Source organism: Kocuria nitroreducens, assembly GCF_042879195.1.
In the GTDB taxonomy this organism is placed as follows: domain Bacteria; phylum Actinomycetota; class Actinomycetes; order Actinomycetales; family Micrococcaceae; genus Kocuria; species Kocuria nitroreducens.
In genome coordinates, this window is the sequence record NZ_JBHZTC010000008.1 from 87,886 (window position 1) to 108,931 (window position 21,046).

The 21,046-nt window shown below is 73.5% G+C and carries 16 protein-coding genes; 8 read left to right on the plus strand and 8 right to left on the minus strand.

Features of this window, described 5'->3' with window-relative positions:
* Positions 1-17: 17 nt before the first annotated feature.
* From secD to ACFYE1_RS07245, 3 genes are all read left to right on the plus strand, one after another.
* Positions 18-1,859, plus strand: coding sequence for a protein translocase subunit SecD (secD, locus tag ACFYE1_RS07235; protein ID WP_387741392.1), 1,842 nt, complete (start codon positions 18-20; stop codon positions 1,857-1,859).
* Entirely contained in the window at positions 1,859-2,878 is a 1,020-nt protein-coding gene (secF, locus tag ACFYE1_RS07240; RefSeq protein ID WP_387741393.1) for a protein translocase subunit SecF, read from the plus strand. Before secD ends, secF begins: the two co-directional genes overlap by 1 nt.
* 139 nt (positions 2,879-3,017) lie before the next feature.
* The gene (locus ACFYE1_RS07245; protein ID WP_387741395.1) at positions 3,018-5,414 is read left to right on the plus strand and encodes a RelA/SpoT family protein; all 2,397 of its coding nucleotides are present in this window, start codon (positions 3,018-3,020) and stop codon (positions 5,412-5,414) included.
* A 70-nt stretch (positions 5,415-5,484) separates the two neighbouring features.
* On the opposite strand, the gene ACFYE1_RS07250 is transcribed toward ACFYE1_RS07245, so the two are convergent.
* On the minus strand, positions 5,485-6,081 hold the full coding sequence (locus ACFYE1_RS07250; protein WP_387741397.1) for a hypothetical protein: 597 nt from the start codon (positions 6,079-6,081) through the stop codon (positions 5,485-5,487).
* A 91-nt stretch (positions 6,082-6,172) separates the two neighbouring features.
* Positions 6,173-7,603, minus strand: a complete 1,431-nt coding sequence (locus ACFYE1_RS07255) for a DUF349 domain-containing protein (protein ID WP_387741509.1) — start codon at positions 7,601-7,603, stop codon at positions 6,173-6,175.
* 365 nt (positions 7,604-7,968) lie between these two features.
* Between ACFYE1_RS07255 and hisS the strand changes: the two genes are divergently transcribed.
* On the plus strand, positions 7,969-9,327 hold the full coding sequence (gene hisS / locus ACFYE1_RS07260; protein WP_387741398.1) for a histidine--tRNA ligase: 1,359 nt from the start codon (positions 7,969-7,971) through the stop codon (positions 9,325-9,327).
* Positions 9,328-9,534: 207 nt separating this feature from the next.
* Here hisS and ACFYE1_RS07265 read toward each other — a convergent pair whose 3' ends face one another.
* Positions 9,535-10,863, minus strand: a complete 1,329-nt coding sequence (locus tag ACFYE1_RS07265) for an APC family permease (RefSeq protein ID WP_387741400.1) — start codon at positions 10,861-10,863, stop codon at positions 9,535-9,537.
* 144 nt (positions 10,864-11,007) lie between these two features.
* Here ACFYE1_RS07265 and aspS point away from each other — a divergent pair, with 144 nt between their 5' ends.
* Positions 11,008-12,822, plus strand: a complete 1,815-nt coding sequence (gene aspS, locus ACFYE1_RS07270) for an aspartate--tRNA ligase (RefSeq protein ID WP_387741401.1) — start codon at positions 11,008-11,010, stop codon at positions 12,820-12,822.
* 91 nt (positions 12,823-12,913) lie between these two features.
* On the opposite strand, the gene ACFYE1_RS07275 is transcribed toward aspS, so the two are convergent.
* The 3 genes from ACFYE1_RS07275 to ACFYE1_RS07285 are packed head-to-tail and all read right to left on the minus strand — an operon-like array spanning position 12,914 to position 15,845.
* A complete protein-coding gene (locus tag ACFYE1_RS07275) occupies positions 12,914-14,209 on the minus strand; it encodes an APC family permease (protein WP_387741402.1) in 1,296 nt (431 codons plus the stop codon).
* A complete protein-coding gene (locus ACFYE1_RS07280; protein ID WP_387741404.1) occupies positions 14,206-15,444 on the minus strand; it encodes a glutathionylspermidine synthase family protein in 1,239 nt (412 codons plus the stop codon). The genes ACFYE1_RS07275 and ACFYE1_RS07280 overlap by 4 nt, the downstream gene beginning before the upstream one ends.
* On the minus strand, positions 15,444-15,845 hold the full coding sequence (locus ACFYE1_RS07285) for a hypothetical protein (protein ID WP_387741406.1): 402 nt from the start codon (positions 15,843-15,845) through the stop codon (positions 15,444-15,446). The genes ACFYE1_RS07280 and ACFYE1_RS07285 overlap by 1 nt, the downstream gene beginning before the upstream one ends.
* 387 nt (positions 15,846-16,232) lie before the next feature.
* Here ACFYE1_RS07285 and ACFYE1_RS07290 point away from each other — a divergent pair, with 387 nt between their 5' ends.
* Positions 16,233-16,859, plus strand: a complete 627-nt coding sequence (locus ACFYE1_RS07290; protein ID WP_387741408.1) for a maleylpyruvate isomerase N-terminal domain-containing protein — start codon at positions 16,233-16,235, stop codon at positions 16,857-16,859.
* 93 nt (positions 16,860-16,952) lie between these two features.
* On the opposite strand, the gene ACFYE1_RS07295 is transcribed toward ACFYE1_RS07290, so the two are convergent.
* A complete protein-coding gene (locus tag ACFYE1_RS07295; protein ID WP_387741410.1) occupies positions 16,953-17,552 on the minus strand; it encodes a hypothetical protein in 600 nt (199 codons plus the stop codon).
* Between the two features lie 56 nt (positions 17,553-17,608).
* On the opposite strand from ACFYE1_RS07295, the gene dtd reads away from it, so the two are divergent.
* The gene (dtd, locus tag ACFYE1_RS07300) at positions 17,609-18,061 is read left to right on the plus strand and encodes a D-aminoacyl-tRNA deacylase (RefSeq protein ID WP_387741412.1); all 453 of its coding nucleotides are present in this window, start codon (positions 17,609-17,611) and stop codon (positions 18,059-18,061) included.
* A 28-nt stretch (positions 18,062-18,089) separates the two neighbouring features.
* Here dtd and ACFYE1_RS07305 read toward each other — a convergent pair whose 3' ends face one another.
* Positions 18,090-19,394, minus strand: a complete 1,305-nt coding sequence (locus ACFYE1_RS07305; protein ID WP_387741414.1) for a cation:proton antiporter — start codon at positions 19,392-19,394, stop codon at positions 18,090-18,092.
* Positions 19,395-19,576: 182 nt separating this feature from the next.
* Between ACFYE1_RS07305 and ACFYE1_RS07310 the strand changes: the two genes are divergently transcribed.
* Positions 19,577-21,046 (plus strand): replication-associated recombination protein A, encoded by a 1,470-nt coding sequence (locus ACFYE1_RS07310; RefSeq protein ID WP_387741416.1) that lies wholly within the window; start codon positions 19,577-19,579, stop codon positions 21,044-21,046.

Here is a 21,046-nt window from a genome sequence, read left to right on the forward strand (position 1 = left end):
CGTTCGTAAGGAAGACCATGGCACTGACCACACCCAAGACCTCCGGTGACCCGGGGCCCGCAGGACCGGACGGGCCGTCCGGTCGGGGCGGCTCGACCGCACCGGCGCGGTCCGGGGTGCGGGCCGCGCTCTCGACCGCCCGGCGGTCCCTGATCGGGCTGACCGTGCTGCTCGCCCTTCTGGCCGGGCTGCTGGCCTGGGGAACGGGCACCGACCGCACCGGGTGGGGTCCCAAGCTGGCCCTGGACCTCGAGGGCGGAACGCAGATGATCCTCTCCCCGTCCCTGCAGGGCGACGACACCGGCCAGGAGATCACCGCCGAGCAGCTGGACCAGGCCGTGGAGATCATCCGCCAGCGCGTCGACGGCTCGGGCGTGGCGGAGGCGGAGATCGCCACCCAGTCCGGCAGCAACATCGTGGTCTCCATGCCCGGCGTGCCCTCCGCCCAGACCCGTGAGCTCATCCAGACGTCGGCGCAGATGAACTTCCGGCCCGTGCTCACCACCGCCGCGGCGGAGCCGGTGCCCGAGGACCAGCGCGTCGCCGACGACGACGTGCCCGAGCCCAGCGCCGAGCCCACCGACGCCTCGGACCCCAACTGGATCACCCCGGATCTGTTCCGGGAGTTCGAGGAGACCGACTGCACCGTGCCGCAGTCCCCCGAGGAGCGGGAGGCCCAGGACGCCGACGCGCCCGTCGTCGCCTGCGAGCCCGAGACCGGCACCAAGTACCTCCTGGGCCCGGTCGAGATCCAGGGCACCGGGATCGAGGACGCCTCCTACGGCACGGCCCAGAACTCCCAGGGAGTGTCCCTGAACCAGTTCGCCGTGAACCTGCAGTTCGGCCCCGAGGCCACGGACACCTTCCGGCAGCTCTCCGAGCGGCTCTACGGCATCGGCAGCGCCACGCCCGGGGACCCCCGCAGCCAGTTCGCGATCCTGCTCGACGGCCAAGTGGTCTCCGCCCCGTCGATGAACGCCGTGATCTCCGACGGCCAGGCCCAGATCACGGGCCAGTTCACCGAGGAGCAGGCCAAGTTCCTGTCCGAGCAGCTCAAGTACGGCGCGCTGCCGATGAGCTTCGAGATCCAGTCGGAGCAGCAGATCTCCGCGACCCTGGGCGCCGATCAGCTGCGGATGGGCATCATCGCCGGGATCATCGGCCTGGTGCTCGTGTGCGTGTACTCGTTGTTCCAGTACCGGCTGCTGGGCCTCGTGACCATCAGCTCGCTCGTGGTCGCGGGCGTGCTGACCTGGCTGGCGATCACCCTGCTGGGCTGGTCCGCGAACTACCGGCTGTCGTTGGCCGGCGTGGCGGGCCTGATCGTGGCGATCGGCCAGACCGCCGACTCGTTCATCGTCTACTTCGAGCGCATCCGCGACGAGATCCGCAGCGGCCGCTCCATCCCCGCGGCGGTCGACCACGGGTGGCAGCGTGCCCGCCAGACCGTGCTCGCCTCCAAGGCCGTGAACCTGCTGGCCGCGGCGGTCCTGTACTTCGTGGCCGTGGGCAACGTGCGCGGCTTCGCGTTCACCCTCGGCCTCACCGCGATCGCCGACCTCCTCGTCGTGTTCCTCTTCACGCACCCGATGATGGTCCTGCTCGCCCGCACCCGCTACTTCGGCGGCGGCGGGAAGCACTCGGGGCTCAGCCCCGAGGCTCTCGACGCGGTGCCCCTGTACCGGGGCGCCGGACGGCTGCGCGAACCCCGGGCGGAGCACGACGGCCTGACCATCGCCGAGCGGCGCCGGCGCGCAGGACAGACCGTGCCGCAGGACCCCCCGTCCGTGGCGGCACCGGACGGAGCGCCGGTCGGCGCGTCGTCGTCCGCCGCCCGCACTCCCGAGGAGAACGCCTGATGTCCCGGTTCGCTGATTTCGGCAACGCCCTGCACAGCGGGCGGACCTCCTACCCCTTCGTGGCCCGGGCCAAGCAGTGGCTCGCGATCGTGGGCGTCCTCGTCCTGCTCTCCCTGCTCGTGCCCGTCGCCAAGGGCGGCTTCAACCTCGGCATCGACTTCACCGGTGGGTCCGAGTTCACCGTGTCCTCCGTGGCCGAACCGGACATCGACACCGGCCGGCGCGCCGTCGCCGCGTCCTCGGACGCCGCGGAGGTCGAGGTCACGAACATCGCCCCGGAGACCGTCCGGGTGCGCACCGAGCAGCTCGACGACGACCAGACGCTCGCCGTCAAGGACGCGCTGGTCGAGGCCTACGGCGTGAGCGAGGAGGAGGTCACCTCCAACTTCGTAGGTCCCACGTGGGGGGCCGGCGTCACCAGCCAGGCCCTGCGGGGCCTGGTGATCTTCGTGGTCCTGGCCACCGCGCTGATGGCCCTGTACTTCCGCACCTGGAAGATGTCGGTCTCGGCGGTCGCGGGCATGCTCGCCTCGGTGGCGATCACCGCCGGGATCTACTCGCTCGTGGGCTTCGAGGTCACCCCGTCCGCGGTGATCGGCTTCCTCACGGTGCTCAGCTACTCGCTCTACGACTCCGTGGTGGTTTTCGACAAGGTCCGGGAGAACACCGAGGGCCTGCTCGACGGCACGGCGCCGCCGGAGCGGGCCGCGCGGACGTTCTCCGACCAGGTGAACCTCGCCGTCAACCAGACCCTGGTGCGCTCGATCAACACCTCCGTGGTGGGCATCCTGCCGGTGGGCTCGATCCTGTTCATCGGTTGGCTCGTCCTGGGTGCGGGCACCCTCAAGGACCTGTCCCTGTCCCTGTTCGTCGGGATCATCGTGGGCACCGCGGCCACCCTGTTCGTGGCCGCGCCCCTCTACGCGCTGCTGCGCCGCGGGGAGCCCGCCATCCAGGAGCAGGAGGTCCGTGCGACAGCGCCCGTGGAGCGTGCCGCCGCGGAGTCCGCGGCGCACTAGACTGTAGCCACCGTAGGGCGGGCCGTGCAGGAGCGGCCCGTCGCAGCAGCACAGGTCGAACCGGATCCGGACTCGACGACCGGGGCGGCGGCCGCACGGCCGCCGCCCCGCGTGCATCGATGGGAAGGAAGCGTGGGTCATGAGCTCGTCCGACGACGGGGCCGTCCCCACAGGCCAGGGTGCCGCACCGACCCCGCCGCGCCGGTCGGACATGGCCGGCACGCACTACGTGGTGCCCGCGTCCCGGCCGCTGCTGGGCAGGGCGGTGTTCCCGGGCCGCAGCGACCGCACCCGGTCGAGCCTGTCCTACCTCTCCGGCCGGCCCATGGACCACTCGCCGATCCTCGAGCCGCTGCTGCACACCGTGCGCGCCACCCACCCCGAGGAGGACCTCGAGGTCCTGCAGCGCGCCTTCAAGGTCGCGGAGAAGTGCCACGAGGGCCAGAAGCGCAAGAGCGGCGATCCCTACATCACCCACCCCGTGGCCGTGACCACGATCCTCGCCGAGCTCGGCATGACCGGCGCCACCCTGGTGGCCGCCCTGCTCCACGACACGGTCGAGGACACGGACTACACCCTCGACCAGCTGCGCGCGGAGTTCGGCGACGAGGTCGCCGCCCTCGTGGACGGCGTGACGAAGCTGGACAAGGTCCAGTACGGGGACGCCGCGCAGGCCGAGACGGTGCGCAAGATGATCGTGGCGATGGCCAAGGACATCCGCGTGCTGGTCATCAAGCTCGCCGACCGCCTGCACAACGCCCGTACCTGGCGCTTCGTCTCGCAGACCTCCTCCTCGAAGAAGGCCCGCGAGACCCTCGAGATCTTCGCCCCGCTGGCCCACCGGCTCGGCATGAACACCATCAAGTGGGAGCTCGAGGACCTCGCCTTCGCCGCGCTCTACCCCAAGGTGTACGAGGAGATCGTGCGGATGGTGGGGGAGCGCCAGCCCCAGCGGGAGCGGTCGCTGGCCAGGATCCGGGAGCGGATCGCCCTGGACCTCTCCGAGGCGGGCATCGAGGCGACCATCACCGGCCGCCCCAAGCACTACTACTCGATCTACCAGAAGATGATCGTGCGCGGGAAGGACTTCGACGAGATCCAGGACCTGCAGGCGGTCCGGGTCCTCGTGAACACGGTGCGCGAGTGCTACGCGGCGCTGGGCGCCCTGCACGCGCGGTGGCGGCCGCTGCCGGGGCGGTTCAAGGACTACATCGCCATGCCGAAGTTCAACATGTACCAGTCCCTGCACACCACGGTGATCGGCCCGGACGGCCGCCCCGTGGAGATCCAGATCCGCACCCACGAGATGCACCGGCGCGCCGAGTACGGCGTGGCCGCGCACTGGAAGTACAAGGACCAGGCCAACCAGGCGAACTCCGCGACCCCGAAGGCCATGGAGGGGGACCTCGCCTGGCTGAGCTCGCTCGTGTCCTGGCAGGAGGAGACCCAGGACTCCTCCGAGTTCCTCGACTCCCTGCGCTACCAGATCAACACGTCCGAGGTGTACGTCTTCACCCCCAAGGGCGAGGTCATGGCCCTGCCCGCCGGCTCCACCCCGGTCGACTTCGCCTACGCCGTGCACACCGAGGTGGGGCACAAGACCATCGGGGCCCGAGTGAACGGCAAGCTCGTGCCCCTGTCCTCGGAGCTCCAGCACGGGGACTGGGTGGAGGTGCTCACCTCCAAGTCCGAGCACGCCGGGCCCTCGCAGGACTGGCTGAAGTTCGTGCAGTCCCCGCGGGCCCGCAACAAGATCCGCCAGTGGTTCTCCAAGGAGCGCCGCGAGGAGGCCATCGAGAAGGGCAAGGACGCGCTCACCCGCGCCCTGCGCAAGCACCACCTGCCCCTGCAGCGCACGCTCACCCAGGAGTCCCTGCTCGCGGTGGCGCAGGACTTCCACCGCACCGACATCAGCTCCCTCTACGAGGCGATCGGCTCCGACGTGGTCAGCGCCCACGACGTGGTCGAGAAGATCGTGGGCGACCTCGGCGGGGCCGACGGCGCGGAGGAGGACTTCGCGGAGACCACCATCGCCACCCAGCCGGTGCGCCCGCGGGTGTCCGACTCCGGGGTGACGGTCCAGGGCGCCTCGGACGTCTACGTCAAGCTCGCCCGCTGCTGCACCCCGGTGCCCCCGGACGAGATCACGGGCTTCGTGACCCGCGGCACCGGCATCTCCGTGCACCGCAAGGACTGCGCCAACATGCTCGCGCTCACGTCCACCGAGCGGGTGGTCCAGGTCGAGTGGGCGCCGACCCAGTCCAGCGTGTTCCTGGTGGAGATCCAGGTGGAGGCCCTCGACCGCAAGTCCCTGCTCTCGGACGTCACCCGGGTGCTCTCCGAGAACCACGTCAACATTCTCTCCGCCTCCGTGCACACCTCGAAGTCCCGGCTCGCGATCTCCCGCTTCGCCTTCGAGATGGGCGACCCGCGCTACCTCGACCACGTGCTCAACCAGGTCCGCCGCATCGACGGGGTCTACGACGTCTACCGGACCTCGGGCAACCGGCCCATCTCGGAGCCGACCGGCCGGTGAGCCGGCCGGCCACTGCTCGCCCCGGTGGCCGTGCCGTCCTGGCCCGGTGCCGGCCGGGCGGCCGCCCGTGTCAGCGGAGAGGGCGGCCGACGGCCCGGGCGGCGCGGCGCACGCGCAGCAGCGCCGCCTGCCGGCCGGGCATCCGCTCGAAGCTCTCGAGCGCGGCCTGCACCAGCGGGGGAGGGCAGTGCAGGTGCGGGGCGTGCATCAGTTTCTCCAGGGCCGCGGTCCCCTCCTTCCCCGGCACGTGCAGGGCCAGGTCCACCGCGGTGCGCAGCGGCGTGGTGACGTGCACGGGCCCGGCGTCGTGGACGTCGTAGCTGCCCAGCGTGACCTGGTGCAGCGCCAGGCCCTCGGGCACCGGGGACATCGTGGTGCGGCGCAGCTTGTCCAGCAGCACCGGCATGATGCTGGGCCGACCGGCGCAGTCGTAGAACCACGCGGCCGAGAGCCGCCCGAGCACTCCGCGCCGCAGCAGGTGCGCGGGCAGCTGCGCCTCCAGCGCCGCGACCTTCACCGCCCGGGTCACCGGGCGGCCGCGCAGCACGTGGGCCTCCAGCACCACCGGCACGAGCACCCCGTCCGTGACGAGGGCCGAGAGCTCGACGCGCGAGAACGGCCGCGCGGGCAGGAACAGGGTGTCGGAGAGCCGGGGCGGGGCGTCCATAGGCCCACTCTCGCCCACGGCCGCGGCCCGCGAAAGGCCCCGCGGCGCGCTGTGGACAGCGCGGCCGCGGGGCCGACCGGTGCGCGCTCGGTCAGCGCAGGTCGGCCGCCGAACGGCGCAGCGTCTCGAGCCACTGGCGGCTGGTGGCGAGCTCGCCCTCCAGCTTGGCCGCGCGCTTGGCGTCCCCGGTGGCCTGCGCCCTGACCAGCGCCTCCTCCTGGTCCTCGATCTTCGACTCGAGCTGTGTGAGCATCGAGTTGGAGCGCGCCTTGGTCTCCGGGTTGGAGCGCTGCCACTTCTCGTCCTCGACCTGGCGCACGGCGTCCTCCACGGTGCGCAGCTCGGCCTCGACCCGGCGCATGTGGGCGCGGGGGACCTTCCCCGCCTGCTCCCACCGGTCCAGGATGTCGCCCAGCGCCCGCTTGGCGGCCTTGACGTCCGTGACCGGCAGCAGGGCCTTCGCCTCGGCGAGCAGCTGCTCCTTGACGGCGAGGTTGCCCTCGAACTCCTCGTCGATCCGGTCGTTGTCGGCCTTGCGGGCCGCGAAGAAGGTGTCCTGGGCGGCACGGAACCGCGCCCACAGGGCGTCGTCGTCCTTCTTGGACGCGCGCTTGGACTCCTTCCACCGGTCCATCAGGCGGCGGTACTCCGCCGCCGTGGGGCCCCAGTCGGTGGACCCGGACAGGGCCTCCGCCTCGGCGATGAGGGCCTCCTTGGCCTTCTTGGCCTCGGTGTTGTCGGCGTCCAGCTGCGAGAAGAACGCGCGGCGGTGCCGGTCGAACGTGGTGCGCGCGGTCCGGAACCGCTTCCACAGGGCGTCCTCCGCGGCCCGGCCCAGGCGGATGCCGGACTTCTGGTGGGTCTTCCACTGGTCGAAGAGCTCGGCCATCCGGGCCGACGACTGCTTCCACTGCGTGCGCTGCGGGTCCTGGGCGGCGATCTGCTCCGCCTCCGCGACGATCGCCTCCCGCGCCGCCACGTTCTGGGCGCGCTGCGCCTCGTGGGCCGCCCGCTCGACGGCCTCGAGGTCCCGGATCGCCGGGCGCAGGGACTCCAGTCGGGACTCGAGGGCCTTGACGTCCCCGAGCATCGTGCGCTGGCCGACCTGCTCGGCGAGGTGATCCACCGTGCTCTGCATGTCCGCCGAGGGCGCACCCGCGGCCACCCGCTGCTCGAGCAGCGTCACCTGGGCCTCGACGTCGTCGAACTTCCGGGCGAAGTAGCCCAGCGCCTCGTCCTCCGTGGCGTCCGGGAACTGCCCGCAGAGGATCTCCTCGCCGTCGACGACCACGTAGACGTGACCGTCCTCGGTGACCCGGCCGAAGGCCCGGGCGCGGGCCACAGACTCCGGGGAGGCGAGGGCCGGCGCCGCCGCCGAGGGAGTCGTCGGGGTCGGACTCGACGCCGGGGCCGACGACGGGGTCCCGGACGGCTGGACCGCCGCGGGCGTGCGGGCCGGACCGGGGGAGGCCTGCGCCGGTGCCGCGGGGGCGCCCGGCTTGGGGGCTCCGGGCTTCGGCACGGGTCCCGGGGCGGGGACGGGGCGGGGCGTGGGCTGGTCGTCGGATTCGAGACGTTCTGTCACCGCTGGAACTCTTTCGCTCTCGCCGGCGGCGGCCCCGGGAACGTGCCCGGCGTCGTCGTCCGGCTTCGGACAATCGTCAGACCCATACTACCGAGGCGACCACCTCCGGCTGCCGAGCGCCCCCGGGCCGTCCCGGTGCGCCGCTGTGCGCCCGCCCGCCGGAGGGCCGCACCGGGGCCCGTCCCGGCCGGGGCTTTGGGCCGGGCGCTCGGGGATCCCTAGGATGAGTGCGGAACCGTCGGGCCCGTCCGGCCCGGCCGTCCACCCGTCCCGCCGCCGACCCATCCGAGGAGCACGTCCCCATGGCCCGCAAGACCTCCCTGTCCGGTTTCCCCGAATGGCTTCCGGAGGAGCGTCTGGTCGAGCTGCACGTCCTCGACGTCCTGCGGGAGAGCTTCGAGCTGCACGGCTTCTCCTCGATCGAGACCCGCGCCGTCGAGACGGTCGGGCAGCTGCTGCGCAAGGGCGAGATCGACAAGGAGGTCTACGTCGTCTCCCGCCTGCAGGAGGACGAGGACACCGCCTCCGCCGAGCGCGGTGACGACCGGTTGGCGCTACACTTCGACCTCACCGTGCCCTTCGCCCGGTACGTGGTGGAGAACGGCGGGCACCTCGCCTTCCCGTTCCGCCGCTACCAGATCCAGAAGGTGTGGCGCGGCGAACGCCCCCAGGAGGGCCGGGCGCGCGAGTTCACCCAGGCGGACATCGACGTGGTGGGCGACGGCACGCTGCCGTTCCGCTACGACGTGGAGCTCGCGCTCGTGATGATCGACGCCCTGTCGAGGCTGCCCATCCCGCCGTTCGTGCTGCGCGTCAACAACCGCAAGCTGGCCGAGGGGTTCTATCAGGGCATCGGGCTGCAGGACACCGCCGGGGTGCTGCGCGGCATCGACAAGCTCGAGAAGATCGGCCCCGAGCGGGTCGCCCAGGCCCTGTGCGACGAGGTCGGCGCCACCCCCGAGCAGGCGCAGGCCGCGCTGCAGCTGGCGGCGATCCGCACCGAGGACACCTCGTTCGTGCAGCAGGTGCGAGCGCTCGGGGTGAACACCCAGTTGCTCGAGGAGGGGCTGCGCGAGCTCGCCGAGGTGGTGGGGGAGGCCTCCCGCCGCGCCCCCGGCACGGTGGTCGCCGACCTCTCGATCGCCCGCGGTCTCGACTACTACACCGGCACCGTCTACGAGACCGTGCTCGTGGGCCACGAGCAGCTGGGCTCCGTGTGCTCCGGCGGCCGCTACGAGTCCCTCGCGTCCACCGGCAGGAAGACCTACCCCGGCGTGGGGCTGTCCGTGGGCGTCACCCGGCTCGTCTCCCGCATCCTCTCCCAGGAAATGGCCGCGCCCTCCCGCACGGTTCCCACCGCGGTGCTGATCTCGCTGGTGGACGAGCAGTCCTGGTCCCCGGCCCAGGACGTGGCCCAGCAGCTGCGCGGGCGCGGCATCGCGTGCGAGGTCTCCGCCAGCGCGGCGAAGTTCGGCAAGCAGATCAAGTACGCCGAGCGCCGCGGCATCCCCTACGTGTGGTTCACGGTCCGCGGCGCGGACGGGTCGCTCGCCCACGAGGTCAAGGACATCCGCTCGGGTGAGCAGGTCTCCGCGGACCCCGCCTCCTGGACCCCGCCGGCCGAGGACCTGCGCCCGGTGGTGCGGGCTGCAGGGTCCTGACCCGCTCGCCCGCCCCGTCCGGGACCACCGAGCTTCAGCCTCCGGCCGCCCATTCCCCCCACTCCACCCACTGCGCCCATGCCGCCGAGTCCCCAGTCTCATTCTGATTCCCCAGACTTTTTCTGGGGAATTGCGGCGGAAGTGGGGGCTCGGCGGCGGGAGTGGCCGGAGGGTGGGGGCTCGGCCGTCGAGTTGGGGGAGCAGGGGTCAGCGTCGTCGCGCCAGGACCAGGGCGCGTCCGGCCAGGCCCACCGCGAAGACGCCGAGCATGGTGACGACCGACTGCCACGGCAGCGTGAACGCCAGCACCAGGCAACCGGCCAGCCCGACGGCGTTGACCGCCCGGGGCGCCCACCCCGGCCGCTGCTCCAGCGTGAGCGCCGAGAGGTTGGCCAGCGCGTAGTAGACGAGCACCCCGAAGCTCGAGAACCCGATGACCGTGCGCACGTCGCCGATCAGCATGAGCACCACCACGAGCCCGGCCACGGCCAGCTCCGCCGCCCACGGCACCTGGTGCGGCTGCGACACCGCGCCCAGCGGCCCGGGGAGGTCGCGCCCGCGGGCCATGGCCAGGGCCGTGCGGGAGATCCCGGCGACCAGCGCCAGCAGCGCCCCCAGCGTGGCCAGGGCGGCGGCCGCGGTGACGACGACGGCGGCCGCGGTCGCCGGCCCCACCGCCCAGCCGGCCTCCAGCACCACCGTCAGCAGCGGGGCTGCCGACGCCGCCAGCCGGTCGACCCCCAGGAAGCGCAGCAGCCCGAGACCGAGCAGGCCGTAGAGCAGCAGCGTGAACGCGAGCGCCCCCAGCACGGCCCGGGGGATGGTGCGAGCAGGGTCGCGGACCTCCTCGCCCAGCGTGGCCACGCGGGCGTAGCCGGCGAAGGCGAAGAAGAGGATGCCCGCCGCCGGCAGCACGCCCCACCCGGTGCCGTCCCACACCAGGCCGTCCCACCCCGTCCCGTTCCCCGGGGAGGCTCCCTCCGCACCGGTCCCGCCCGCGGCGGGACCGGTGCCCGAGAACAGCAGGACGACCACGGCCAGCAGGACCACCAGCACCGGGGCGACCAGCAGCTTCGTCAGCCGGGCCGTGCGGGTGATCCCGCCCAGATTGACCGCTGTGAGACCGAGGACGGCGGCCACGGCGAGCAGCCGTGCCCCGGCGTCGCCGGCCCCCGTGAGCTCCGCGGCGTACAGGCCGAAGGTCAGGGCCATCGCCGCCGCGGACGCGGTCTTGCCGGTCACGAAGCCCCAGCCGGCCACGAACCCCGGCCACGGGCCCAGCTGCCGGTTCGCGTAGACGTAGGTGCCGCCGGAGGCGGGGTGGACGGCGGCCAGCTGGGCGGTGGAGGTCGCGTTGCACCATGCGACCACCGCGGCCAGCAGCAGGGCCAGCGGCAGCCACGGGCCGGCGAACGCCGCGGCCGGGGCGAAGGCCACGAACACCCCGGCCCCCACCATCGAACCCACCCCGATCACGGTCGCGTCGAGAGCGCCCAGGCGGCGGGCGAGGGCCGGGTGGCCGGGGGAGGTGCTCATGGGCGTCCTGTCGTCGTCCTGGTGCCGGGGGACCGGGCTGTAAACTCGTCCCCGGAACGAGAGTAGGGGCACCCGGTGAATCCTGGGGAAACGCGCGATGGGCGCGGCCCCGTCCACACCTCCCGAACAACGAAGGGTTTTTCAGTGCTGCGCACCCACAACCTCGGCGCCCTGCGCGCCGAGCACATCGGAGAGACCGTCACGCTGGCCGGCTGGGTCGGCCGGCGACGCGACCACGGAGGGGTGGCCTTCCTGGACCTGCGCGACGCCTCCGGGGTCGCCCAGATCGTGGTGCGCGACGAGGCGGACTTCCACCACCTGCGCAACGAGTTCGTCCTCCAGGTGACCGGCACCGTGGAGCGCCGCCCCGAGGGCAACGAGAACCCGGCGCTGGCCACCGGCGAGGTCGAGGTCATGGCCGGGACCGTGACCGTGCTCAACACCGCCGCCGCGCTGCCCTTCCAGATCGACGAGCACGTGGAGGTCGGCGAGGACGCCCGGCTGCGGCACCGCTACCTGGACCTGCGCCGGCCCGAGCCGGCCCGCATCATGCGCCTGCGCTCCGACGCCAACCGGGTGGCCCGCGAGATGCTGCACGCCGACGGCTTCACCGAGGTCGAGACGCCCACGCTGACCCGCTCCACCCCCGAGGGCGCCCGCGACTTCCTGGTCCCGGCCCGCCTGGCCCCCGGCTCCTGGTACGCCCTGCCCCAGTCCCCGCAGCTGTTCAAGCAGCTGCTGCAGGTCGGCGGGATCGAGAAGTACTACCAGATCGCCCGCTGCTACCGGGACGAGGACTTCCGCGCCGACCGCCAGCCCGAGTTCACCCAGCTGGACATCGAGGCCTCCTTCGTGGAGCAGGACGACGTCATCGCCCTCGGCGAGCGCATCGTGGCCGCCCTGTGGAAGCTCGTCCACGTCGAGATCCTCACCCCCATCCGCCGGATGACCTACGCCGAGGCGATGGCGAAGTACGGCTCCGACAAGCCGGACCTGCGCTTCGGCCTGGAGCTCACCGAGCTGACCGAGTACTTCCAGGACACGACCTTCCGCGTGTTCAAGGCCCCTTACGTGGGTGCCGTGGTCATGCCCGGCGGGGCCTCGCAGCCGCGCCGCACCCTGGACGCCTGGCAGGAGTGGGCCAAGCAGCGCGGGGCCAAGGGCCTGGCCTACGTGCTCGTCGGCGAGGACGGCACCCTCACCGGTCCCGTCGCCAAGAACATCACCGAGGCCGAGCGCGAGGGCCTCGCCGCCGCGACCGGCGCGCAGCCGGGGGACTGCATCTTCTTCGCCGCCGGCGAGAGAAAGTCCTCCCGCGCGCTGCTGGGCGCCGCCCGCGTGGAGATCGGCCACCGCACCGGGCTGATCGACGAGGACGCCTGGGCGTTCGTGTGGATCGTGGACGCGCCTCTGTTCGAGTCCGCCGCCGAGGCCGTCGAGTCCGGTGACGTGGCCGTGGGCGCCGGCCAGTGGACCGCCGTGCACCACGCGTTCACCTCGCCCAAGCCCGAGTTCCTGGACAGCTTCGACCAGGACCCCGAGCACGCTCTGGCCTACGCCTACGACATCGTGTGCAACGGCAACGAGATCGGCGGCGGATCCATCCGCATCCACCAGCAGGACGTGCAGCGGCGGGTCTTCGAGGTCATGGGCATCGGCCGGGAGGAGGCGGACGAGAAGTTCGGGTTCCTGCTCGAGGGCTTCAAGTACGGCGCGCCCCCGCACGGCGGCATCGCCTTCGGCTGGGACCGCGTGGTCGCCCTGCTGGCCGGGACCGACTCCATCCGCGAGGTCATCGCGTTCCCGAAGACCGGCAACGGCTTCGACCCGCTGACCGCCGCACCGGCACCGATCACCCCGCAGCAGCGCAAGGAAGCCGGGGTGGACGCCAAGCCCGAGCCCCAGGCCGGCGCCGGGGCCAAGCCCGGGACCCGGGAGAAGAAGCCGGTCGACGCCTGAGCCGTGGCGGTTCCCGGTCGGGGGCCGGGCCCTGATCGTGCACCACGACGACGGGCCCGGCCCTCGCGCGTGCACGCTCCGCCGGGGCGGGTCAGTCGAGCAGGCTCTCGAGGTGCGGGGTGCGCTCGTGGGCGCCCGGCAGCGGTTCGCGGCCCCGGCCCAGGAGGAACCACAGCGGCACCACGAGCAGGGCCAGCAGCAGGCCCACCCACACCCACGAGGCGGTCAGCGCGTACTCCGCGCCCGTCAGCACGAGGGCGACGGCCATGAGCGCGGCACCCACCGCGCCGAGCGCCCGCGCCCCGGCGGTCCGGCCGAGCTTCGCGACCGCCGCGCAGGCCAGGCCGTAGTAGAGGGCCACGAGCACCGAGATGATGCCGATCGAGTCGTCGAACAGCGGGCCGGAGAACGCCATCCACAAGGCCGCGACCGCGGCGGTGGACCACGTGGCGAAGGACAGGGACAGGAAGCGGCGCGGCAGGTGCCCGCCCCGGGCCATGGACATCAGGCCGCGTGAGGTGGGGATCATGGTGGTGCCGATGGACGCGCCCGCGGAGACCGCCACGAGCGCGGCCAGCAGCGGGGAGGCCACCGAGGACCCCGGGGCGTAGGCCCAGCCGATGGCGGCGTAGGCGGCCGCCACCACGCCCAGCGCGACCCACGCCGAGATCCGCGGGGCCCGCTCGGTGGTGGACTCCTCGGTGAGCGAGAACGTGGAGTCCCATCCCCAGTACAGGAACAGGGCCAGCAGCAGGGCGGCCGCCACGTCCCCGGCCGAGACCCCGGCGCCGGTCGCGAGCTCCGTGGCGCCGTAGAAGCCGGTCCACTCCCCGTCCTCGGCGCTCGTGCCGGGCGGCAGTGCTGGTGCGGTGCGCACGGCCCACACCAGCACGCCCACCCCGATGAGCTGCAGGACGGCCAGGACCCACTGCACGGCGGCCGAGATCCTGATGCCCGTCGAGGACACCGCCGCGAAGGCCGCCATGAGCAGTGCGGCCACGGCGGTGGTGGTCCAGGGGCCGGCGCCGATCCCGAGGGCGAACAGGGTGGAGTCGGCCGTGACCCACGCCAGGGACGCGAGGACGAGGGTCGCGGAGAGCCACAGCCCCCAGCCGCCCAGGAACCCGGTGAACGCCCCGTAGGCCTCCCGGGCCCACCGGTAGACGGTGCCCTGGTCCTCGTAGAGCGCGTCCAGGCGGGCGAAGCAGATCGAGACGATCACCATGGGGAGCACGGCGCCGACCAGCACCACGGGGGTCCAGGCGCCGACCAGGGCGTGGATCAGCCCAACGGTGACCACGGCCGAGTACAGCGGCGCGATCGAGGTGGACCCGATGACCGCGGAGGTCGTGGTGGAGATCGACCGGGGCAGGAGGTGGGCGGTCACAGCAGACCCTTCTTGTCGATGACGTTGGGCACGAACCGGCAGTAGTAGTCGGTGAGCGGGCCGTCGGACTCGCGGATGCCGATGCCCGCCGCGCCGGCCTCGCCCACCATCCACGAGCCGATGACCGGGTGGTTGGGGGCGCCGTCGGAGCCGGGGAAGTTCCGGATAGGCGTGTAGGCCTGCCACACGTCCAGCGGGGAGGGGTGGGGGTGCTCGGAGCGGATCCGCAGGTCGCGGGCGTGCATCTCGATGCCGTCCCCCTCGCGGCCGAACACGGGCTTGCGCACCCACTCCTCCAGGTCGCCGGGCCCGTCCGGGTGGGCGGCCAGCAGGTTCTCGTGCCCGGGGAAGCACCGCCACAGGGCCACGAGCAGCAGCTTGTTGGACTGGAACATCTTCCACGCCGGCTCGTACCAGTGGTGCATCAGGGTGGGGTCGTCCAGCACGAAGGCCCCGGGTCCGTCGTCGACCATGTGCTCCCACGGGTGCAGGGCGAAGATCTCCTCGATCGGGCCCACCACCACGGGCTCGTCCACGTCCCCGGTCGCGTGCACCCAGCCGCGGGACCGGGTGTCGTAGCGGACGTCCTCCACGGGCAGCAGGACGGCCCGGTAGCCGGCCTCGACCGCGGTGTTCGCCATCACGGCGGCGTTGGCCGCGTCCTCCCCGGACTCCTCCTCGCGGGTGTACGCCACGTGCAGGGTCTTCGTGGCCGAGTACGGCAGCCGCTGCCGCCACCGCTCCACGAGCATGGGCCACAGACCGTTGAGCTGGTCGAACTCCGCGTGGTCCTCGCCCAGGCCCGGGAACAGCGCCTCCGCGCGGCTCCACTGGCAGATCGCGCCCTCGACCAGCCCGGTGGGGGTGTCGCCGTTGAGCTCGAGCATCTTCGGCGGGCCCGTCCCGTCCCAGGCCAGGTCGAAGCGGCCGTAGATCGAGGGCTCGCGCAGCCGGAGGGAGTGCTGGGCCAGCTCGAAGGCGGCCTCCGACAGGCCCAGGGTGCCCAGCGCGCCGGTGGCCAGATACCGCGCGGCCTCGGCGCACATCCGGTGCAGCTCGTCCGTGACGGACTCCAGCTCGTCCGCCTCGTCGGGGGTGAGGACGTAGGCGGCGGTCTCGTTCCAGTACGAGAACCGCCGGCCGTCGGGCCGCTCGGTGAGGGCGTAGGTGAGCCCCTCGTCGCGGATGGTGCGCTCCCAGCCGGGGCGCGGCGCCAGGCCGTCGATGCGTCGCATCAGGAGCCCCAGCCGCTCTTCGATCCGCCGAAGCCGCGGGAGACGCCGCTCTTGCCCACGGCGGTCCCGTCGCGGGGCAGACCGCGGGCCACGGTGGCCGAGGCCGGCGGGCGGCCGGTGGTGTAGCCCGCCGAGCGGGGCACGGGCGTGCCGACGGCGGGGACGGTCGCGGCACGCGTGGAGCTCATGAGCACCCACATGGGGAAGAAGCCGCCCACCCGCGGACCGCGGTCGTCGTCGCACTCGTCGTCGTCGACCCGGACGGGCTCGGCGCCGCCCTCCCCGTCCGGGTCCTGGACGCAGATCTGGGCGTAGTCGGAGTCCACCTCCTGCACGTCCTGGGCCTCCTGGCCGCAACCGGTGAGGGCGATCGTCAGGGCGCCGATCGAGGTGGCGGCCATGGTCCTTGAGGAGGGGCGGGGCGGCATGCTGGGCCTTCCGGGACGGGAGCGGGACAGGCTCTGCGCAGGACGGAGACTGAACAGGACGGAAGCTGCAGAGGTCAGGAGTGCACGGAACGGATCGGGAGGGACCGCGCGGGAGCGCGGCAGCGCGGCCGTGCGGTCTCCTCCGAGCGTACGGCGTCCCGGCCGCCTCGGGGTCCCCCGGGCACGACCCGTGTCCCGGACCGACAGCCCGTCCCGCCCCCGGCCGCGCGTTGTGCGGCTGCCACCGGGAGCAACATCGGGCCCAGCGCCGGCGTCCCGCAGTATGCTTCGGTCACCTCCGGGGCCGCGTCCCGCCCGACCGGTCGGACCCGTCCCCGCCCGCAGCACCCAGGGGAGCCCATGAACCGCGATCCCGCCGCCGCCCGCACCGCCCTCCTCGACGCCGGAGCCTGGTTCGCCGACCTCGTCGAGGAGCTCCGCCCGCACCACTGGACGCGTCCGGGCCTGGGCGCCTGGGACGTCCGTGCGCTGGTGGGGCACACCCACCGTGCGCTCGTCACGCTCGGGACCTATCTCACGGTCCCGGCCGAGGACGAGACCTGCACCGGGGTGGCCCAGTACTACGCGCTCTCCGCCGCGGCCACGGACCCCGGGGAGGTCGCGGCCCGGGGCGTCGCCGCCGGCCGCGAGCTCGGCCGGCACCCGGCCGCCACCGTGCGGGCGTCGCTCGACCGGGCCCGGGACGCCCTGGCGCAGGTGCCGCTCGACGAGGACCCCCTGATCCGCACCGTGGTGGGCGGCACCCGGCTGCGCGCCTACCTGCCCACCCGCACGTTCGAGCTGGCGGTCCACGGCCTGGACGTGGCTGGGGCCTGCGGGCTGGACCGGAGGCCCTCGGAGCACGTCCTGGCCGACGCCGGGCAGACGGTGCTGGAGATCGCCGCCCGCGGCGGGGAGCTGCCCGGGATCCTGCTGGCGCTCACGGGCCGGCGGACGCTGCCGCCGGGGTTCTCGGTCCTGGGCTAGGACGGCCCCGGCGACGGAGCTGACGCCGAGCGGAGGCCGGACCGGACACGTACCGGGCGCGGAGGTCCGGGCGCGGAGGGCCCAGGACCCCGGTCAGAGCACCGTGCCGGCGGCGGCCGCCCAGCCCAGCCCGATGAGCACCCCGACGAGCGCCCCGACGGCCGCCTGCGCGGGAGTGTGGTCCCCGGTGCGCACCCGGGAGACGGCCACCGCGACCGGCACCGGCGCCGCGGCGAGCGCCGCCCACGGGGTGGTGAGGACGCCGAGCGCCACGGCCCAGCACGCCGCCATCGCCACGTGGGCGGAGACCTTCCACCACAGCGTGACGACCAGCAGCACCAGGATGCCCAGCAGCACGAACGCCGTGGTCATCGGCACGACCAGCGGGGCGCCCAGCGCGAGCTCGGCGACCACCACGAGGGACGTCAGCAGCCCCGTGGCGGCGTAGACCGGCAGCCGCTGGGCCCGGGCGCGCACGAAGTGCCCGTCCACCCGCCCGCGCCGGGCCAGCACCCGCAGCACGAGCATCGGCAGCGAGGCCACGACCACGGCCGTGCCCAGGCCCCACAGGGCCCCCGGCCACCCGGCTCCCGTCCAGCCGGCGAGCACCAGCAGGGACAGCACCAGCGGGGCGGGGGCGAAGACCTCGGCGACCAGGGTGCTCGGTCGGGACGTGCTGCGCTCGGCTGCCATGGGACGAGGCTAGCGGGGGTCCGCGGCCCGGCCGCGCCTGTGGTGGACTGGAGCCCATGCGCATCGTTCTGCAGAGAGTGGCCCGGGCCGCCGTGACCGTCGGTGGAGACGTCGTGGGGGCGATCGAGGAGCCGGGTCTCGTGGCCCTCGTGGGCGTGACGCACGACGACGACGCCGCGACCGCCGCGAAGCTCGCCGAGAAGACCTGGACCCTGCGGCTGCTGGAGGGGGAGCGGTCCTGCGGCGACCTCGGCGCCCCCGTGCTCGCCGTCAGCCAGTTCACCCTCTACGGCGACGCCCGCCGGGGCCGGCGCCCCTCGTGGTCGGCCGCCGCGCCCGGCCCCGCCTCGGAGCCGGTGTTCGAGGCCTACGTCCAGGCGCTGCGGGACCTCGGCGCGCGCGTGCAGACCGGCCGCTTCGGGGCCGCGATGCAGGTGGAGCTCGTCAACGACGGCCCGTTCACACTGGTCCTGGACAGCGCCGGGCTGGAACGGCCCCGCCGGGGCTGACACCGCCCGGCGGGCCCGGCGGGGGCCGTCAGATCGCCGTGCGGGGAGCGGCCTCCTCGCTGCCCGACTCCTCCCGCGCCCGGCGCTCCCGGGCGCGGTCGAGAGCCGCGATGACGGGTCCCGCGGTCATCCCGTGCAGCACGATCGACGAGACGATCACCAGCCCCACGATGCGCCACAGGGCCTGGTCCTCCGCGGCGAACTCGCCCTCGGACAGGGCGTAGGCCAGGTAGTAGACGGAACCGATGCCGCGCACGCCGAAGAAGGCGAGCACGCCGCGCTCCCGGGGGCCCGTCCGGCCGCCGAGCAGGCTGATCCACCCGGCGAGGGGGCGCACCAGCAGCAGGAAGGCCGCCGCGACGAGGACCTCGCGCCAGGTCAGCCCGGCGAGCAGTCCCCGGGCCACGGCACCGCCCAGGAGCACGAGCACCACCACGGTGAGCAGCCGCTCGAGCTGCTCGATGTAGCTGTGCAGCACGCCGTGGGCCCCGTGCACCCGCTCGCCCGCCCGGATGGTCACCGCGCACACGAACACGGCGACGAAGCCGTAGCCCTCGACCATCTCGGCCAGACCGTAGGTGAGGAACGTGGCCGCCAGGGCGACGAACCCCTCGGTCTGCGCGGCCCTGCGGACGCTGTCGAGCCGGGACCGGAAGAAGAGCCGTCGAAGGAGCAGGCCCACCAGGACGCCGAACAGGCAGCCGACGGCGATGCGCCAGGCCACGTCCACGGCGAGGAAGTGCGGCAGCCACGCGCCGGGGGCGGTGCCCACGACGCTCAGGGCGATGGCCAGGTAGACGAAGGGGAAGGCCAGACCGTCGTTGAGCCCGGCCTCGGAGGTGAGCCCGAACCGGACCTCGTCCTCGCCGTCGAGGTCCTCCTGCGCCTCCGAGGGCTCCCCGACCTGGACCTCGGAGGCCAGGACCGGGTCGGTGGGCGCCAGCGCCGCGGCCACGAGCACGGCGCCGGCCGCGCTCAGCCCCAGCACCGACCACCCCAGCAGGGCCGCCCCGAGCAGGCTCAGGGGCATGGCGATCCCCAGCAGCCGCCAGGTCGTGGCCCACCGGCGGAGTCCCAGCGGGCGGTCCAGCGCCAGTCCGGCGCCCATCAGCGAGACGATCACGCAGATCTCGCTCAGGTGCACGGTGACAGCACTGTGCGCCACCGGGTCCGGGTCCGGCAGGGAGTCCGCCAGCGAGAAGACCACCGCCCCGGCGCCCAGGAACACCATGGGCATCGACACGGGGGCCCGCAGGAGCAGGCGGGGCAGCAGGGCGGCCGCGAACACGGCCAGCCCGGCGGCGGCGAAGAGCAGACTCGGGGCCTCGAACACCGGTACCTCATTCCTGGAACGGCCGGGCGGGATCCCCGGTGGACCCGCGCGGTGGCGGCCGCCGTCGTGGCGGCGGACGGGCGGGGCCCACCGGTCGCACCGACGTGATCAGCAGGCTGATCATACGCTCCATGGCCCCGCCTCCGACAGGCCACGACGGACGCAGCCGCTAGCCTGAGGGGGTGACCGGCTCCCTCTTCGACGACCTCGACGCCTCCGATCCCGGCTCCCGTGCACCCGGGGACGAGGAAGACCGTGCCGCCCGCCCCGCCGCCCGGTCCCGCCGGTCCCGTTCCCGGGCGCCGCTGGCGGTGCGGATGCGCCCGCGCCGCCTCGACGAGATCGTGGGCCAGCAGCACCTGCTCAAGCCCGGGTCCCCGCTGCAGGTGCTGGCCGGGGAGGACCGCGGACCGGCGGGACCGTCGTCGATCATCCTGTGGGGGCCCCCGGGCACGGGCAAGACCACCCTGGCCCACGTGATCGCCCGGGGGGTGTCCCGGACGTTCGTGGAGCTCTCGGCGATCACCGCCGGGGTCAAGGACGTCCGCAAGGTGATGGACGAGGCGCTCACGGACCGCGACCTGCACGGGCGCACCACGGTGCTGTTCCTCGACGAGATCCACCGCTTCACCAAGGCCCAGCAGGACGCGCTGCTGCCGGGCGTGGAGAACCAGTGGGTGGTGCTGGTGGCGGCCACCACGGAGAACCCGTCCTTCTCGGTGATCTCGCCGCTGCTCTCGCGCTCGCTGCTGCTCACGCTGCAGCCGCTCGAGCGCGCCGACATCGGAGCGCTGGTGGACCGGGCCGTGGCCGATCCGCGGGGCCTGAACGGCGAGGTCGAGCTCTCCGCGGAGGCCCGCGAGCACCTTCTGGATCTGTGCGGCGGGGACGCCCGCAAGGCCCTGACCTCCCTCGAGGCCGCCGCCGGGGTCGCGTTCTCGGAGCAGCCGGAGCCCGACGGCCACGTCGCGGACGAGGACGGCCGGAACGACGTCGGGGCGCGCGGGCGGCCGGTCCCGGTGATCACCCGGGAGCACGCCGAGGAGGCCCTCGACCGGGCCGCGGTGCGCTACGACAAGAACGGCGACCAGCACTACGACGTGGTCAGCGCGTTCATCAAGTCGATCCGCGGCTCGGACGTCGACGCCGCCATGCACTACCTGGCCCGGATGATCGAGGCTGGGGAGGACCCGCGGTTCATCGCCCGCCGGCTCATCATCTCCGCCTCCGAGGACATCGGCGCCGCCGACCCGACCGCCCTGCAGACCGCGGTGGCGGCCGCCGACACCGTCCAGCTCATCGGGATGCCCGAAGGTCGGATCCCGCTGGCCCAGGCCGTGGCGCACCTGGCGACCGCCCCGAAGTCCAACGCCGCCTACACCGCGATCAACGAGGCGATCGCCGACGTCCGCGCGGGCCGGGCCGGCCCCGTCCCGCTCCACCTGCGCGACGCCCACTACCCCGGGGCGGGCCAGCTCGGCCACGGCCGGGGCTACGTCTACTCCCACGACGAGCCCAACGGCGTGGCCGCCCAGCAGTACCCGCCCGACGAGCTCGTCGGCACCGACTACTACCGGCCCACCGAGCACGGCCGCGAGCGCGAGATCGCCCACCGCCTCGAGATCCTGCGGGGCATCGTCCGGGGCCGCTGA

Coding starts and splice junctions, on each gene's coding strand:
- secD (WP_387741392.1), top strand. CDS start 18: ATGGCACTGACCACACCCAAGACCTCCGGTGACCCGGGGCCCGCAGGA.
- ACFYE1_RS07285 (WP_387741406.1), bottom strand. CDS start 15,845: ATGGCCGCCACCTCGATCGGCGCCCTGACGATCGCCCTCACCGGTTGC.
- hisS (WP_387741398.1), top strand. CDS start 7,969: ATGGCCCGCAAGACCTCCCTGTCCGGTTTCCCCGAATGGCTTCCGGAG.
- ACFYE1_RS07290 (WP_387741408.1), top strand. CDS start 16,233: ATGAACCGCGATCCCGCCGCCGCCCGCACCGCCCTCCTCGACGCCGGA.
- ACFYE1_RS07265 (WP_387741400.1), bottom strand. CDS start 10,863: ATGAGCACCTCCCCCGGCCACCCGGCCCTCGCCCGCCGCCTGGGCGCT.
- dtd (WP_387741412.1), top strand. CDS start 17,609: ATGCGCATCGTTCTGCAGAGAGTGGCCCGGGCCGCCGTGACCGTCGGT.
- secF (WP_387741393.1), top strand. CDS start 1,859: ATGTCCCGGTTCGCTGATTTCGGCAACGCCCTGCACAGCGGGCGGACC.
- ACFYE1_RS07295 (WP_387741410.1), bottom strand. CDS start 17,552: ATGGCAGCCGAGCGCAGCACGTCCCGACCGAGCACCCTGGTCGCCGAG.
- ACFYE1_RS07250 (WP_387741397.1), bottom strand. CDS start 6,081: ATGGACGCCCCGCCCCGGCTCTCCGACACCCTGTTCCTGCCCGCGCGG.
- ACFYE1_RS07245 (WP_387741395.1), top strand. CDS start 3,018: ATGAGCTCGTCCGACGACGGGGCCGTCCCCACAGGCCAGGGTGCCGCA.
- ACFYE1_RS07280 (WP_387741404.1), bottom strand. CDS start 15,444: ATGCGACGCATCGACGGCCTGGCGCCGCGCCCCGGCTGGGAGCGCACC.